Genomic DNA, 13,621 nt, shown 5'->3' with positions numbered 1-13,621 from the left:
GAAATCCGCAGGTCAGAGCGGTACCGCACGGCCGGACACGCCCCGCGACCCATTCGGCAGCAGCGCCATCCGCCCAGAAGGACTTCACCATGGCCACCTCCCCCGAGACCGTCGAGCCCACGGCCGACCGCGCCGCCGAGCGGCGCCCCGCAGCGGCCCGCAAGGTGACCCGCCACCGCGGCGAGGGCCAGTGGGGCATGGGCCACTACACCCCGCTGAACGCCAACGAGCAGTTCAAGAAGGACGACGACGGTCTCAATGTGCGGACACGTATTGAGACGATCTACGCGCACCGGGGCTTCGACTCCATCGACCCCGCCGACCTGCGCGGCCGGATGCGCTGGTGGGGGCTCTACACCCAGCGCAAGGAGGGCATCGACGGCGGCAAGACCGCGATCCTGGACCCGCACGAGCTGGACGCCGAGTTCTTCATGCTCCGGGTCCGCATCGACGGCGGCCGGCTGACCGTCCCCCAGCTGCGGGCGGTCGCCGAGGTCTCCGAGCAGTACGCGCGCGGCACCGCCGACCTGACCGACCGCCAGAACATCCAGTACCACTGGATCCGGATCGAGGACGTCCCGGCGATCTGGCAGAAGCTGGAGGCCGTCGGCCTGTCCACCACCGAGGCCTGCGGCGACACCCCGCGCGTCATCCTCGGCTCCCCGGTGGCCGGCATCGCCGGGGACGAGATCATCGACGGCACGCCCGCCATCGAGGAGATCCAGCGCCGCTTCATCGGCAACCCGGACTTCTCCAACCTGCCGCGCAAGTTCAAGAGCGCGGTCTCCGGCTCCCCGCTGCTGGACGTCGCGCACGAGATCAACGACGTCTCCTTCGTCGGCGTGGTCCACCCCGAGCACGGGCCCGGCTTCGACCTGTGGGTCGGCGGCGGCCTGTCCACCAACCCCAAGCTGGGCGTGCGGCTGGGCGCGTGGGTCCCGCTGGACGAGGTCGCGGACGTCTACGGCGGCGTCATCGGCATCTTCCGCGACTACGGCTACCGGCGCCTGCGCAACCGCGCCCGGCTGAAGTTCCTGGTCGCCGACTGGGGCGTGGAGAAGTTCCGCCGGGTCCTGGAGGAGGAGTACCTCGAGCGCCCGCTGCTCGACGGCCCCGCCCCGGCCGAGCCCGCCGCCCGCTGGCGCGACCACGTCGGCGTCCACCGGCAGAAGGACGGCCGCTACTACATCGGCTTCGCCCCGCGCGTCGGCCGGGTCGACGGCAAGCTGCTCGGCCGGATCGCCGACCTCGCCGCCGCCCACGGCAGCGACCGGGTGCGCACCACCGCCGAGCAGAAGATGATCGTCCTCGACATCGCCGAGGAGCACGTCGACTCCGTGGTGGCCGGCCTGGAGGCGCTCGACCTGCGGGTCACCCCCTCGCCGTTCCGCCGCGGCACCATGGCCTGCACCGGAATCGAGTACTGCAAGCTCGCCATCGTCGAGACCAAGGAGCGCGGCCGCACGCTCATCGACGAGCTGGAGCAGCGTCTGCCGGACTTCGCCGAGCCGCTGACCATCAACATCAACGGCTGCCCGAACGCCTGCGCCCGCATCCAGGTCGCCGACATCGGCCTCAAGGGCCAGCTGGTCACCGACGAGCACGGCGAGCAGGTCGAGGGCTACCAGGTCCACCTCGGCGGCGCGCTCGGCCTGGAGGCCGGCTTCGGCCGCAAGGTCCGCGGCCTCAAGGTCACCAGCGCGGGCCTGCCCGACTACGTCGAGCGCGTGCTGACCCGCTACCAGGCCGACCGCACCGAGGGCGAGCGCTTCGCCCAGTGGGCGGCCCGGGCGACCGAGGAGCAGCTGTCGTGAGCGAGCGATGGGGGCACCCCCGGCCGGAGGCTGGGGGAGAGCGAACCAAAAAGGCAGGGCGTTGTTCGCGAAGCGAACGCCGAGCGCAGCGAGGTGGGCAATGAGCGAGCGAGCCGCGCCGTTCTTCTGCCCCTATTGCGGGGACGAGGACCTGCGCCCCTCCGAGGCCGGGCACGGCGCCTGGGAGTGCCACGGGTGCCGCCGCGCCTTCCAGCTGAAGTTCCTCGGCCTGCTGTCACCGACCAACCACGGGGGTACGTCACATGAGCAGCACCGCGACTGACCACGAGGCGATAGCCGTCCGGGCCGGCCGCGAGCTGGAGGAGGCCACCGCGCAGGAGGTCCTGCGGTGGGCCGCGGACACCTTCGGCGCGCGGTTCTGCGTCACCTCCTCGATGGAGGACGCGGTGGTGGCCCACCTGGCGTCCTCGGTGTTCCCGGGGGTGGACGTGGTGTTCCTGGACACCGGCTACCACTTCCCGGAGACCCTCGGGACGCGCGACGCGGTGGCCGCGACCATGCCGGTCAACGTCATCACGCTCACCCCGCTGCGGACGGTGGCCGAGCAGGACGCCGAGCACGGGCCGGCCCTGCACGACCGCGACCCGGACCTGTGCTGCTCGCTGCGCAAGGTCGAGCCGCTCAACCGGGGCCTGGCCGGCTACGACGCCTGGGCGACCGGGCTGCGCCGCGACGAGTCGCCGACCCGGGCGAACACCCCCGTGGTGTCCTGGGACCCGAAGCGCCGCAAGGTCAAGATCGCCCCGATCGCCCGCTGGACCCAGGAGGACGTGGACGCCTACGTCGCCGCCCACGGCGTGCTGCTCAACCCGCTGCTGTGGGAGGGCTACACCTCGATCGGCTGCTCCCCGTTGTCCTGCACCCGCAAGCCGGGCGAGGGTGAGGACGCCCGGGCCGGCCGCTGGTCCGGCTCCGGCAAGACCGAGTGCGGCATCCACCTCTGATTCGATCCGTTCTGATCGTCCGTCCATCCTCGTGTAAGGAAAGAACCGTGACAGCTGACACCCTGGCCGCCGACGGAGCCGCAGAGGCGGCCCGCACGGCCGCCCCGTGCGAGCGCGGCGCCACCGTGTGGCTGACCGGGCTGCCGAGCGCGGGCAAGACCACCCTGGCCTTCGCCCTCGCCGAGCGGCTGCGCGCCGAGGGCCACAAGGTCGAGGTCCTGGACGGCGACGAGATCCGCGAGTTCCTCTCCAAGGGCCTCGGCTTCTCCCGCGAGGACCGGCACACCAACGTCACCCGGATCGGCTTCGTCGCCGAGAAGCTGGCGGCCAACGGCGTCAAGGTGCTCGCCCCGGTGATCGCCCCGTTCGCGGACTCCCGCGCCGCGGTGCGCGAGCGGCACGCGGCGGCCGGCACCGAGTTCCTGGAGATCCACGTCGCCACCCCGGTCGAGCTGTGCGCCGAACGGGACGTCAAGGGCCTGTACGCCAAGCAGGCGGCCGGCGAGATCTCCGGCCTGACCGGCGTGGACGACCCGTACGAGGCCCCGGAGCGGCCGGAGCTGCGCCTCCAGACCCGGGGCCGCGCGGTCGCCGAGTCCGCCGCCGAGCTGCACGCCTTCCTGACCGAGAGGGGTCTGGCATGACCACCGAGACCGACAGCCCGGTCCGCACCGCCGGCGACCCCAACCAGAATTCAGGGGGGCCCTTCGCGCTGTCCCACCTGGACGCGCTGGAGGCCGAGTCGGTGCACATCTTCCGCGAGGTCGCGGGGGAGTTCGAACGCCCGGTGATCCTGTTCTCCGGCGGCAAGGACTCCATCGTCATGCTGCACCTGGCGCTCAAGGCCTTCGCGCCCGCCGCCGTCCCCTTCTCGCTGCTGCACGTCGACACCGGGCACAACTTCCCCGAGGTCATCGACTACCGCGACCGCGTCGCCGCGCGGCACGGCCTGCGCCTGCACGTCGCCCACGTCCAGGACTTCATCGACCGCGGCGTCCTGCGCGAGCGCCCCGACGGCACCCGCAACCCGCTGCAGACCGTGCCGCTGCTGGACGCCATCGAGACGAACCGCTTCGACGCGGTGTTCGGCGGCGGGCGCCGCGACGAGGAGAAGGCCCGCGCCAAGGAGCGCGTCTTCTCGCTGCGCGACGAGTTCGGCGCCTGGGACCCGCGCCGCCAGCGCCCCGAGCTGTGGTCGCTCTACAACGGCCGCCACGCGGTGGGCGAGCACGTGCGGGTCTTCCCGCTGTCCAACTGGACCGAGCTCGACGTGTGGCAGTACATCGAGCGCGAGGGCATCGAGCTGCCGGAGATCTACTACGCCCACGAGCGGGACGTCTTCGCCCGCAGCGGCATGTGGCTGACCGCCGGCGACTGGGGCGGCCCCAAGGAGCACGAGCCGGTCCAGCGGCGGCTGATCCGCTACCGCACCGTCGGCGACATGTCCTGCACCGGCGCCGTCGACTCCGACGCCACCACCATCGAGGCCGTCATCGCCGAGATCGCCGCCTCGCGCCTCACCGAGCGCGGTGCGACGCGGGCCGACGACAAGCTCTCCGAGGCCGCGATGGAAGACCGCAAGCGCGAGGGATACTTCTAATGAGCACCGCCACCAACGCCACCTCGCTGCTGCGCTTCGCCACCGCCGGCTCCGTCGACGACGGCAAGTCCACCCTCGTCGGCCGGCTGCTGCACGACTCCAAGTCGGTGCTCGCCGACCAGCTGGAGGCCGTCGAGCACGCCTCCCGCAGCCGCGGCCAGGAGGCGCCCGACCTCGCCCTGCTCACCGACGGCCTGCGCGCGGAGCGCGAACAGGGCATCACCATCGACGTGGCCTACCGCTACTTCGCCACGCCCCGCCGGCGGTTCATCCTCGCCGACACCCCCGGGCACGTGCAGTACACCCGCAACATGGTCACCGGCGCCTCCACGGCCGAACTCGCCGTCGTCCTCGTCGACGCCCGCAACGGCGTCGTCGAGCAGACCCGCCGGCACGCCGCCGTCGCCGCTCTGCTGCGCGTGCCGCACGTCGTCCTCGCCGTCAACAAGATGGACCTGGTCGACTACGCCGAGCCCGTGTTCGCCGCCATCGCCGCCGAGTTCACCGCCTACGCCGCCTCGCTCGGCGTCAAGGACGTGCTGGCCGTCCCGATCTCCGCCCTCGCCGGGGACAACGTCGTCGAGCCGTCCGCGCACATGGACTGGTACGGCGGCCCGACCCTGCTGGAGCACCTGGAGACGGTGCCGGTCGGCAGCGACCCGGGCGCCGAGCCGGCCCGCTTCCCGGTCCAGTACGTCATCCGCCCGCAGACCGAGGAGCACCCCGACTACCGCGGCTACGCGGGCCAGTTGGCGTCCGGCGTGCTGCGCGTCGGCGACACCGTCACCGTCCTGCCGTCCGGCCACACCACCACCGTCGCCGGGATCGACGCCCTCGGCCGCCAGGCCGACGCCGCCTGGGCCCCGCAGTCGGTGACCGTCCGCCTCGCCGACGACCTGGACGTCTCCCGCGGCGACCTCATCGCCGCCGGGCCCGTGCCCGTCCCCACCAAGGACATCGAGGCCACCGTCAGCCACCTCAGCGAACGGCCGCTGCGCGCCGGCGACAAGGTCCTCCTCAAGCACACCACCCGCACCGTGCGGGCGCTGGTCAAGGACGTCGCCTACCGGATCGACATCGACACTTTGGAACAGCGCCCCGCCCCCGACGGGCTGAACGTCAACGACATCGGCCGGGTCGTCCTGCGCACCGCCGAGCCGCTGGCCCTGGACGGCTACTCCGACAACCGCCGCACCGGGTCGTTCCTGCTCATCGACCCGGCCGACGGCACCACCCTCACCGCCGGCATGGCGGGCGAGGCCTTCGCCACCGTACCCACCACCGGCACACCCGACGAGGAGGACTGGGTCTGATGCCCAGCGAGGCGTTCTCGGGCATGGACAAGGAAGGCGGCCGCATCGGCAGCGGCGTCCTCGGCAGCGGCCAGGGCGGCCTGACCCGATGTGCGGGCCGACGGGGCTGAGAACGCCCTGTCACCGGGCTGTCTCCCCCCACAGCCGCCCGGCTTGCCCCCGGCACACCGCTGCCGCGCGCACCACCTTCCAACCGTCCGTCCGAGACCGCCTCCTGACGGTCCGTCCGCGAACAGGACTCTCGCCATGGCACCGAACCCGGCCCTCCCGCATACCCGCACCCGCCCCGACGCCGGGCGGATCAGACGCTCCGCGGCCGCCGCCGCGGCCGGCCTGACCGTGGCGGCCCTGCTGTCGTCCTGCAGCTACGGCTCCAAGGCGGACGACAAGTCCTCCGACGCCAAGGCCAACGCCGCTGCCACCGCCGGGAGTTCCGGCGCGAAGCTGTCCGCGGACACGGTGAAGATCGGCTACTTCGCCAACCTCACCCACGGCACCCCGCTGGTCGGCCTCCAGGAGGGCTTCTTCCAGAAGGAGCTCGGCGCCACCCAGGTCAAGACCCAGGTCTTCAACGCCGGCCCGGCCGAGATCGAGGCACTGAACGCCGGCTCCATCGACATCGGCTGGATCGGCCCCTCCCCCGCGATCAACGGCTACACCAAGTCCGACGGCAAGTCCCTGAAGATCATCGGCGGTTCGGCCTCCGGCGGCGTCAAGCTGGTCGCCAACCCGGAGAAGATCGCCACCCTGGACGACCTCAAGGGCAAGAAGATCGCCACCCCGCAGCTCGGCAACACCCAGGACGTCGCCCTGCTCAACTACCTGGCGGGCAAGGGCTACAAGGTCGACGCGGCCACCGGCGCCGGCGACGTCTCGGTCGTGCGCACCGACAACAAGGTCACCCCCGACGCGTACAAGTCCGGCTCCATCGACGCCGCCTGGGTGCCCGAGCCCACCGCCTCCAAGCTGGTCACGCTCGGCGCGAAGGTGCTGCTCAACGAGAAGGACGTCTGGCCCGACAAGAAGTTCGTGATCACCAACATCATCGTCTCGCAGAAGTTCCTCACGGAGCACCCGGACGTGGTGGAGGCCGTGCTGCGCGGCTCGGTGAAGACCAACGCCTTCATCAAGGACAACTCCGACAAGGCCAAGGCCGACGCCAACGAGGCGATCAAGAAGGAGGCCGGCAACTCCCTGGAGCCCGCCATCCTCGACCCGGCCTGGGCCGACATCGACTTCCTGGACGACCCGCTGGCGAACACCCTCCAGGCCGAGGCCGACCACGCCGTCACCGCCGGGCTCCTCAAGAAGCCCAACCTGAACGGCATCTACGACCTCACCCTGCTGAACAAGGTCCTCGCCGCGGAGGGCCGGCCCGCCGTCGCGGACGCCGGACTCGGCGCCAAGTAGCGCCCGCAGCAAGGCCGTTCGTCACGACTCCGCGGTCCGGCCCCCGCCCGCCCGGTCGATCCCCGATCGATGCCCACCGGGACGGGCGGGGCCCGGGCCACGGCCCCGACCTCGCCAGACCACTCATCCAGGAGGTGCCCGGATGACCCCGGCACTGACCACCTCGGCGGACGCCCCCGGCGCCGACGCCCACGGCGGTGCGCCCGCCGTCCGGATCTCGCACGTGCACAAGTCCTTCGGCCGCCCCGGCGCCCAGACCCACGTCCTGGACGACATCACCCTCGACGTCGCCCCCGGCGAGTTCGTCACCCTGCTCGGCGCCTCCGGCTGCGGCAAGTCCACCCTGCTCAACCTCGTCGCCGGCCTCGACCGGCCCACCGCCGGCGCCATCGAGGTGCCCGGCGGCCGCCCCGCGCTGATGTTCCAGGAGCACGCCCTCTTCCCCTGGCTCACCGCCGGCAGGAACATCGAACTCGCCCTCAAGCTGGCCGGCGTCGCCCGCCCCGAGCGCCGCGCCGAAGCCGAGCGGCTGCTCGAACTCGTCCGCCTGGACGGCGCGTACGGCAAGCGCGTCCACGAGCTGTCCGGTGGCATGCGCCAGCGCGTCGCCATGGCCCGCGCCCTCGCCCAGGGCAGCAAGGTCCTGCTCATGGACGAGCCCTTCGCCGCCCTCGACGCCATCACCCGCGACGTCCTCCACGACGAGATCACCCGGATCTGGGCCGAACGGCAGCTGACCGTCCTGTTCGTCACCCACAACGTCCGCGAGGCCGTCCGCCTCGCCCAGCGGGTCGTGCTGCTCTCCTCCCGCCCCGGCCGGGTCGCCCGCGAATGGCACATCGACCTGCCCCAGCCGCGCCGCATCGAGTCCGCCGGCGTCGCCGACCTGTCCATCGAGATCACCGAAGAACTTCGTGGGGAGATCCGTCGCCATGGCCAGCACTGACACCACCCCCGTCCTGGACAAGAACGACAGGAACGACAAGCACGACCGGAACGACAGGACCGCCGACACCGCGGGCGTCGGCGCCGGCCTGGACGCCCTCGACGCCGTCACCGCACAGCGCGGCTCCCTCGGCGAGGCCCTGCGCAGCAAGGCCCTGCCGCCGCTCATCGGCGTGCTCGTCGTGCTCGCGCTCTGGCAGGGCGCGTACAGCCTGGAGCTCACCTCCTCCTACAAGCTGCCCAGCCCCGCCGACGTGTGGCGCTCCGCCCAGGACCTCTGGTACCAGGGCACGCTGTTCTCGATCATCTGGACCAGCGTCTGGCGCGGCCTGTCCGGCTTCCTCCTCGCCGTGGTGATCGGCACCCCGATCGGCCTCGTCGTCGCCCGTATCAGACCGGTGCGCACCGCCATCGGGCCCGTCCTGCAGGGCCTGCAGTCGCTGCCCTCGGTCGCCTGGGTGCCCGCCGCCGTCATCTGGCTCGGCATCAACGACTCGATGATGTACGCCGTCATCCTGCTCGGCGCCGTCCCCTCCATCGCCAACGGCCTGGTCGCCGGCATCGACCAGGTCCCCCCGCTGTTCCTGCGGGCCGGACGCACCCTCGGCGCCACCGGCCTCACCGGTGCCCGGCACGTCCTCATCCCCGCCGCCCTGCCCGGCTACCTCGCCGGCCTCAAGCAGGGCTGGGCCTTCTCCTGGCGCTCCCTGATGGCCGCCGAACTCGTCGCCTCCTCCCCCGACCTGGGCCGCGGCCTCGGCCGCTTCCTGGAGGACCAGCGCGAGTTCTCCGACATGTCCGGCGTCCTGCTCGGCATCATCCTCATCCTCTTCGTCGGCATCGCCATCGAGCTCCTCGTCTTCACCCCCGTCGAGCGCCGGGTGCTGCGCAACCGCGGCCTGCTGGCCACCGGCAAGTGAGGCAGCGCTGATGCCCGCCCTCCTCCTGATCGCCCACGGCAGCCGCGACCCGCGCCACGCCGCGACGGTGGCCGCGCTCGTGGAGGAGGTGCGGGCCCAGCGGCCCGGCACCGAGGTCGCCACCGCCTACCTGGACCACTGCGCGCCGCGGATCCCGCAGGTCGTCGGACGGCTCGCGGACGCGGTGGCGGTGCCGCTGCTGCTCAACCGGGCCTTCCACGCCAAGCACGACATCCCGGCCGCCCTGCGCGCCGCCGGCTCCCGGCTGCCGGTCGCCGACGTGCTCGGCCCCTCCCCCCTGCTGCTGGCCGCCCTGGACCGCCGCCTCGCCGAAGCCGGCCTCGCGGTCGGCTCACCCGCCGCCCGGGCCCGTACCGGCGTCGTCCTGGCCGCCGCCGGCTCCTCCGACCCGGCCGCCGACGCCGCGACCCGCGCGGTCGCCGCCGAGTGGCGCCGCACCCGCGGCTGGGCCGCCGTCGAGGTCGCCTACGCCTCCGCCGCCGGCCCCCGCGTCCCCGACGCCCTCGCCGCCCTGCGCACCGCCGGCGCCGAGCACACCGCCGTCGCCCCCTACCTGCTCGCCCCCGGCCTCCTCCCCGACCGCATCGCGGCCGCCGCCGAGGACGCGGACCTCGTGGCCGACGTCCTCGGCCCGTCCCCCGAACTCGCGGCCCTCCTCCTCCACCGCTACGACCAGGCCCGCCACGCCGTGGACACCACCCCGGCCCTCACCGCCTGACCCTCACGACGCCGGTCAGACGTGATCCAGGATGTTGTGCTCGTCGAGGTCGGCAGCATGCCGCGCCACAGTGCGGTAGTCGGCGTCGTCGTGGAGCACCGTGAGGCCGTGATGCGCAGCCGTCGCCGCGATCAGCAGGTCGACGGCTGAGGCACTGCGATGCTGCCCGGCGACGGCCATCCGCCGCTGCACCGTGTCGATCCAGCGTCCCGCACTCTTCGGCACCGAGACGTCCGGGTAGAGCTCGGCGTACATCTCGGAGATCTCGTCGAACTCCCGGCCGTCGCGCGCACTGTAGAGGAACTCGGCGCGCTGCGGGTAGCACGAGGCGATCGACCCCGCGTCGATCGCGTCATACCAGGCGTCCTGGAGCTTGGGCTCGCGCAGCAGCCGCACCAGCGCGGACGTGTCGAGGAGGTAGATCACCGGGCGTCCTTCTCGGTCCGGTGCAGCTGCTCGGCGTGTTCGACGGCCCCCCATGCCCGGGCCCGCTGGAAATGCCTGCCGATACGGGCCGCGCGTTCCTGCCGCTCCGCGTAGAAGCGCAGAGCGAGGTTCACGGCCTCCTTCTTGGTCCGCACTCCGGCAAGGGCCATCGCCCGCTCCAGGGCCTCTTCATCGATGTCGATCTGCGTCACGGACATCCGGCACCTCCGTTGAGCGATGTTGGCGATGTCCATAGCATTGTATCTCACCAACATCACCGTCGAAGCGGTCGGTCCGGCACCGAAGACGGTCCGCCGCCCCCGGTGTGGTGCGGGGGCGGCGGACCGCGGTGAAGGGGGCTCGGGCGTCAGGCCGGGAGGTTCCACTTCTGGTTGGCGGCGCCGTTGCAGTCCCAGATGCCGAGCTGGTTGCCGTTGTCGGTGGAGAAGCCGAGGTCGTCCAGGCAGCGGCCGGACTGCGGGTTGAGGAGCGAGCCGTCGGGGCGGGCCTGCCACTGCTGGGCGCCGCTGCCGTTGCAGTCGTAGATCTGGACCTTGGTGCCGTTGCCGGTGTTGCCGCCGGAGACGTCCATGCACTTGCCGAGGGCGCGGATCGTGCCGTCGACGCCGATCCGCCACTTCTGCGCGACGGAGCCGTTGCAGTCGTAGATCTGGACGGCGGTGCCGTTGCCGACGTTGGCGCCCTTCACGTCGACGCACTTGCTCGCGTAGCCGGAGATCTGGCCGGTCGGGCCGGCCGGCGGGACGGCGCCGAGGACGACGCGCGGGAACTGGACGCTGTCGCCGATGCCGCAGGACGCGGACATGGTGCCGTCGCCGATCGCGATGCCGCCGATGGCGGGGCGGGAGAACTGCACGGTGTGGTTGGAGTTCCAGTAGAGGCAGTTGGCGGTCACGGTCCAGGTCTGCATCGGGTCGAGGCCGGTACAGCTGCCGACGGCGTTCCAGGCGGAGGCCCACGCGCCGCAGGCCGGGGCGGCCTGGGCGGAGGTGGCCGGGGCGGCCAGGGCGGCGGCCCCGGCGAGCAGGGCGGTGGTCAGCAGGGCGGAGGTTCGGCGCATGGGACGGTCGTCCTTCCGAGTGGGGGGTCACGTGGACTCACCATCCACGCTTCCGTGGTGACGGGGCGTCGGATGTGTGAGCCGCGTCAGAGACTCGGGGGTGCGCGGTCGGCCGTCAACCGGCAGTGGACCGGCAGCTGCCGGGTGCGCCGGGGCTGAGCTGGGCGGTCGGTCCGGGCGGCAGTTTTCGCCGGGGGCACGGCACGGCGCCGGTCCCGGAAAAGCCGGAGGCCCCGCACGCCCCCTGTTGCGAGGGGGTGTGCGGGGCCCGTACGGCGTGGCCGGGACGGCCGTCAGTCGGCCTTGCGGCGCTGGCGGCCGGTGCCGTAGTTGGAGCCGGACTTGGTGCCGCTGCCGGGCTTGGCGCGGCCCGAGGAGCGGCCGATGAAGCCGGCCGCCTGCGGGCGCTCGCCCTGGGCGGCGCCGCCGATGCGCTGCTTGGGGCGGGGGCGGCGCGGGTTGCCGTTCATGTCGACGTCGGCGGGCAGCGCGGAGCGCTTGCCGGGCCGGCGGCGGGGGGTGCCGGACTTGGCCCCGGCGGGCTTGTCGGCGCCGCCCTTGGCCCCGGCGGCCTGGTCGGCGGTGACCGGTACGGCCAGCGTCACGGCCACGCCGCTGGGGGTGCGGGCGCCGGTGATCCGGGTGAGGTCGGCGTCGCCCGGGCGGATCTTGGTGACGGTCGGGCGGATGCCGGCCGTCGTCATCAGCCGGTTGACCTCGCGGCGCTGCTCGGGCAGCACCAGGGTGACGACCGTCCCGGACTCGCCGGCCCGGGCGGTGCGGCCGCCGCGGTGCAGGTAGTCCTTGTGGTCGACCGGCGGGTCGACGTTGACGACCAGGTCCAGGCCGTCGATGTGGATGCCGCGGGCGGCGACGTTGGTCGCGATGAGCGCGGTGACGTGGCCGTCCCGGAACTGGTCCAGGACCCGGTTGCGCTGCGGCTGGGACTTGCCGCCGTGCAGCGCGGCGGCCTTCACGCCGTTGGCGAGCAGCTGCTTGGCGAGCCGGTCGGCGCCGTGCTTGGTGTGCACGAACATGATCACGCGGCCGTCGCGGGAGGCGATGTGCGCGGTGGCGGAGGCCTTGTCGGCCTGCTCCAGCTGGAGGACGTGGTGGTCCATGGTGGTGACCGCGCCGGCCGAGGGATCGACCGAGTGGGTCACCGGGTCGGTCAGGAAGCGCTTGACCAGCCGGTCGACGTTGCGGTCGAGGGTGGCGGAGAACAGCATCCGCTGCCCGCCCTCGGCGACCTGCTCCAGCAGCTTGCTGACCTGCGGCAGGAAGCCCATGTCGGCCATCTGGTCGGCCTCGTCGAGGACGGTGATCGCGACGTCGGAGAGGTTGACGTCGCCGCGCCCGATCAGGTCGTCCAGCCGGCCCGGGGTGGCCACCAGGACCTCGGTGCCGCGGCGCACCGCGTTGGCCTGCTTGTTGATCGACATGCCGCCGACGACGGTGGTGATCCGCAGGTTGACGGCGGTCGCGTACGGGGTGAGCGCCTCGGTGACCTGCTGGGCCAGCTCGCGGGTGGGCACCAGGACGAGCGCCAGCGGGTACCGGGCGTCGGCGCGGCGCCCGGCGGTGCGGGCGAGCAGCGGGAGGCCGAAGGCCAGGGTCTTGCCGGAGCCGGTGCGGCCGCGGCCGAGGACGTCGCGCCCGGCGATCGAGTCGGGCAGCGTGGCGGCCTGGATCGGGAAGGGCTCGGTGACGCCCTGGCGGCCGAGCGCGGAGAGGATCGCCTTGGGCATCTCCAGCTCGGCGAAGGACGCCGCCGGGGGCCGGGCCGGGGTGCCCTGGACCACGGTGAAGTCGGTGGCCTCGGGGGCGGCGGCGGGGCGGGCCTGCTTGGGGGCGCCGCTACGGCCGCGCGGCTTGCGCGGGCGGTCGCCGCCGGCGGTGCGGCGGGCCTGGTCGGTGGTGCGGGGGCCGCGGTCGCGCGGCGAGCGGGCAGGGGTGGTCACGGATTCTCCGTCCGTCGGTCTACAGCCCGGGCTGCGGGCTGGAGTCGGCCGTCGGATGCATGGAGTGCGCCGCCCCGGCCGTACGGCGGCATGAGCGGGGGCCCGCACCGTGCGGTGCGGGCCCCCGCTTCGCGATGATCGCGAGTCAGCGTGGAGGCTGACGTCAGCCGATGATCTGGATGTTCTCGGCCTGCGGGCCCTTCTGGCCCTGGGTGACGTCGAACTCGACCTTCTGGCCCTCGAACAGCTCACGGAAGCCCTGGGCAACGATGTTCGAGTAGTGGGCGAACACGTCGGCGCCGCCACCATCCTGCTCGATGAAGCCGAAGCCCTTCTCGCTGTTGAACCACTTCACGGTGCCGGTAGCCATAACCGTCTCCTCTAAATCCTGGGGGCATCAGGGATCCACACCTCGTGGATCCCCGTGGTAGCCGCGATCCCCATCCG

15 protein-coding genes are annotated in these 13,621 nt (G+C 72.7%); 10 read left to right on the top strand and 5 right to left on the bottom strand.

Annotated features, from left to right (window positions below; translation table 11 throughout):
* Positions 1-89 precede the first annotated feature (89 nt).
* From ACLWS4_RS05860 to ACLWS4_RS05815, 10 genes are all read left to right on the top strand, one after another.
* Positions 90-1,814, top strand: a complete 1,725-nt coding sequence (locus ACLWS4_RS05860) for a nitrite/sulfite reductase (protein WP_416873512.1) — start codon at positions 90-92, stop codon at positions 1,812-1,814.
* Between the two features lie 100 nt (positions 1,815-1,914).
* Positions 1,915-2,097 carry a hypothetical protein gene (locus tag ACLWS4_RS05855; RefSeq protein WP_030060859.1) on the top strand — a complete coding sequence of 61 codons (183 nt, stop codon included), beginning with the start codon at positions 1,915-1,917 and terminating at the stop codon, positions 2,095-2,097.
* Positions 2,078-2,779, top strand: coding sequence for a phosphoadenylyl-sulfate reductase (locus ACLWS4_RS05850; RefSeq protein WP_117487354.1), 702 nt, complete (start codon positions 2,078-2,080; stop codon positions 2,777-2,779). The genes ACLWS4_RS05855 and ACLWS4_RS05850 overlap by 20 nt, the downstream gene beginning before the upstream one ends.
* A gap of 62 nt (positions 2,780-2,841) precedes the next feature.
* A complete protein-coding gene (gene cysC / locus ACLWS4_RS05845) occupies positions 2,842-3,423 on the top strand; it encodes an adenylyl-sulfate kinase (RefSeq protein WP_049655048.1) in 582 nt (193 codons plus the stop codon).
* On the top strand, positions 3,420-4,379 hold the full coding sequence (gene cysD / locus ACLWS4_RS05840; RefSeq protein WP_259316546.1) for a sulfate adenylyltransferase subunit CysD: 960 nt from the start codon (positions 3,420-3,422) through the stop codon (positions 4,377-4,379). The genes cysC and cysD overlap by 4 nt, the downstream gene beginning before the upstream one ends.
* A complete protein-coding gene (locus ACLWS4_RS05835) occupies positions 4,379-5,692 on the top strand; it encodes a sulfate adenylyltransferase subunit 1 (protein ID WP_074001004.1) in 1,314 nt (437 codons plus the stop codon). Before cysD ends, ACLWS4_RS05835 begins: the two co-directional genes overlap by 1 nt.
* Positions 5,693-5,938: 246 nt before the next feature.
* On the top strand, positions 5,939-7,102 hold the full coding sequence (locus ACLWS4_RS05830; protein ID WP_416873511.1) for an aliphatic sulfonate ABC transporter substrate-binding protein: 1,164 nt from the start codon (positions 5,939-5,941) through the stop codon (positions 7,100-7,102).
* 142 nt (positions 7,103-7,244) lie between these two features.
* Positions 7,245-8,048: an ABC transporter ATP-binding protein gene (locus ACLWS4_RS05825; RefSeq protein WP_416873510.1), complete on the top strand. Its 804-nt coding sequence runs from the start codon at positions 7,245-7,247 to the stop codon at positions 8,046-8,048.
* The gene (locus ACLWS4_RS05820; RefSeq protein ID WP_074001002.1) at positions 8,035-8,967 is read left to right on the top strand and encodes an ABC transporter permease; all 933 of its coding nucleotides are present in this window, start codon (positions 8,035-8,037) and stop codon (positions 8,965-8,967) included. Before ACLWS4_RS05825 ends, ACLWS4_RS05820 begins: the two co-directional genes overlap by 14 nt.
* A gap of 10 nt (positions 8,968-8,977) precedes the next feature.
* Positions 8,978-9,706, top strand: a complete 729-nt coding sequence (locus ACLWS4_RS05815) for a sirohydrochlorin chelatase (RefSeq protein ID WP_416873509.1) — start codon at positions 8,978-8,980, stop codon at positions 9,704-9,706.
* A 15-nt stretch (positions 9,707-9,721) separates the two neighbouring features.
* On the opposite strand, the gene ACLWS4_RS05810 is transcribed toward ACLWS4_RS05815, so the two are convergent.
* The 5 genes from ACLWS4_RS05810 to ACLWS4_RS05790 all read right to left on the bottom strand — a co-directional run bounded on the left by ACLWS4_RS05810 (position 9,722) and on the right by ACLWS4_RS05790 (position 13,544).
* Complete coding sequence (locus tag ACLWS4_RS05810) at positions 9,722-10,132, bottom strand: PIN domain-containing protein (RefSeq protein WP_388043537.1); 411 nt, start codon at positions 10,130-10,132, stop codon at positions 9,722-9,724.
* Positions 10,129-10,350: a type II toxin-antitoxin system VapB family antitoxin gene (locus ACLWS4_RS05805; protein WP_388043539.1), complete on the bottom strand. Its 222-nt coding sequence runs from the start codon at positions 10,348-10,350 to the stop codon at positions 10,129-10,131. Before ACLWS4_RS05805 ends, ACLWS4_RS05810 begins: the two co-directional genes overlap by 4 nt.
* Positions 10,351-10,499: 149 nt before the next feature.
* Entirely contained in the window at positions 10,500-11,213 is a 714-nt protein-coding gene (locus tag ACLWS4_RS05800) for a ricin-type beta-trefoil lectin domain protein (protein WP_053112563.1), read from the bottom strand.
* 293 nt (positions 11,214-11,506) lie between these two features.
* Positions 11,507-13,174 carry a DEAD/DEAH box helicase gene (locus ACLWS4_RS05795; RefSeq protein ID WP_074001000.1) on the bottom strand — a complete coding sequence of 556 codons (1,668 nt, stop codon included), beginning with the start codon at positions 13,172-13,174 and terminating at the stop codon, positions 11,507-11,509.
* A gap of 163 nt (positions 13,175-13,337) precedes the next feature.
* Entirely contained in the window at positions 13,338-13,544 is a 207-nt protein-coding gene (locus tag ACLWS4_RS05790) for a cold-shock protein (RefSeq protein ID WP_049657493.1), read from the bottom strand.
* Between the last annotated feature and the right edge of the window lie 77 nt (positions 13,545-13,621).

It is taken from the genome of Kitasatospora sp. SC0581, assembly GCF_048159585.1.
Taxonomy (GTDB): domain Bacteria; phylum Actinomycetota; class Actinomycetes; order Streptomycetales; family Streptomycetaceae; genus Kitasatospora.
This window is presented reverse-complemented; position numbering and strand designations above follow the sequence as displayed.

Excerpts from the sequence above, each read along its gene's own strand:
- ACLWS4_RS05860 (WP_416873512.1), top strand. The coding sequence starts at position 90 with ATGGCCACCTCCCCCGAGACCGTCGAGCCCACGGCCGACCGCGCCGCC.
- ACLWS4_RS05855 (WP_030060859.1), top strand. The coding sequence starts at position 1,915 with ATGAGCGAGCGAGCCGCGCCGTTCTTCTGCCCCTATTGCGGGGACGAG.
- ACLWS4_RS05850 (WP_117487354.1), top strand. The coding sequence starts at position 2,078 with ATGAGCAGCACCGCGACTGACCACGAGGCGATAGCCGTCCGGGCCGGC.
- cysD (WP_259316546.1), top strand. The coding sequence starts at position 3,420 with ATGACCACCGAGACCGACAGCCCGGTCCGCACCGCCGGCGACCCCAAC.
- ACLWS4_RS05835 (WP_074001004.1), top strand. The coding sequence starts at position 4,379 with ATGAGCACCGCCACCAACGCCACCTCGCTGCTGCGCTTCGCCACCGCC.
- ACLWS4_RS05830 (WP_416873511.1), top strand. The coding sequence starts at position 5,939 with ATGGCACCGAACCCGGCCCTCCCGCATACCCGCACCCGCCCCGACGCC.
- ACLWS4_RS05825 (WP_416873510.1), top strand. The coding sequence starts at position 7,245 with ATGACCCCGGCACTGACCACCTCGGCGGACGCCCCCGGCGCCGACGCC.
- ACLWS4_RS05820 (WP_074001002.1), top strand. The coding sequence starts at position 8,035 with ATGGCCAGCACTGACACCACCCCCGTCCTGGACAAGAACGACAGGAAC.
- ACLWS4_RS05815 (WP_416873509.1), top strand. The coding sequence starts at position 8,978 with ATGCCCGCCCTCCTCCTGATCGCCCACGGCAGCCGCGACCCGCGCCAC.
- ACLWS4_RS05805 (WP_388043539.1), bottom strand. The coding sequence starts at position 10,350 with ATGTCCGTGACGCAGATCGACATCGATGAAGAGGCCCTGGAGCGGGCG.
- ACLWS4_RS05800 (WP_053112563.1), bottom strand. The coding sequence starts at position 11,213 with ATGCGCCGAACCTCCGCCCTGCTGACCACCGCCCTGCTCGCCGGGGCC.
- ACLWS4_RS05790 (WP_049657493.1), bottom strand. The coding sequence starts at position 13,544 with ATGGCTACCGGCACCGTGAAGTGGTTCAACAGCGAGAAGGGCTTCGGC.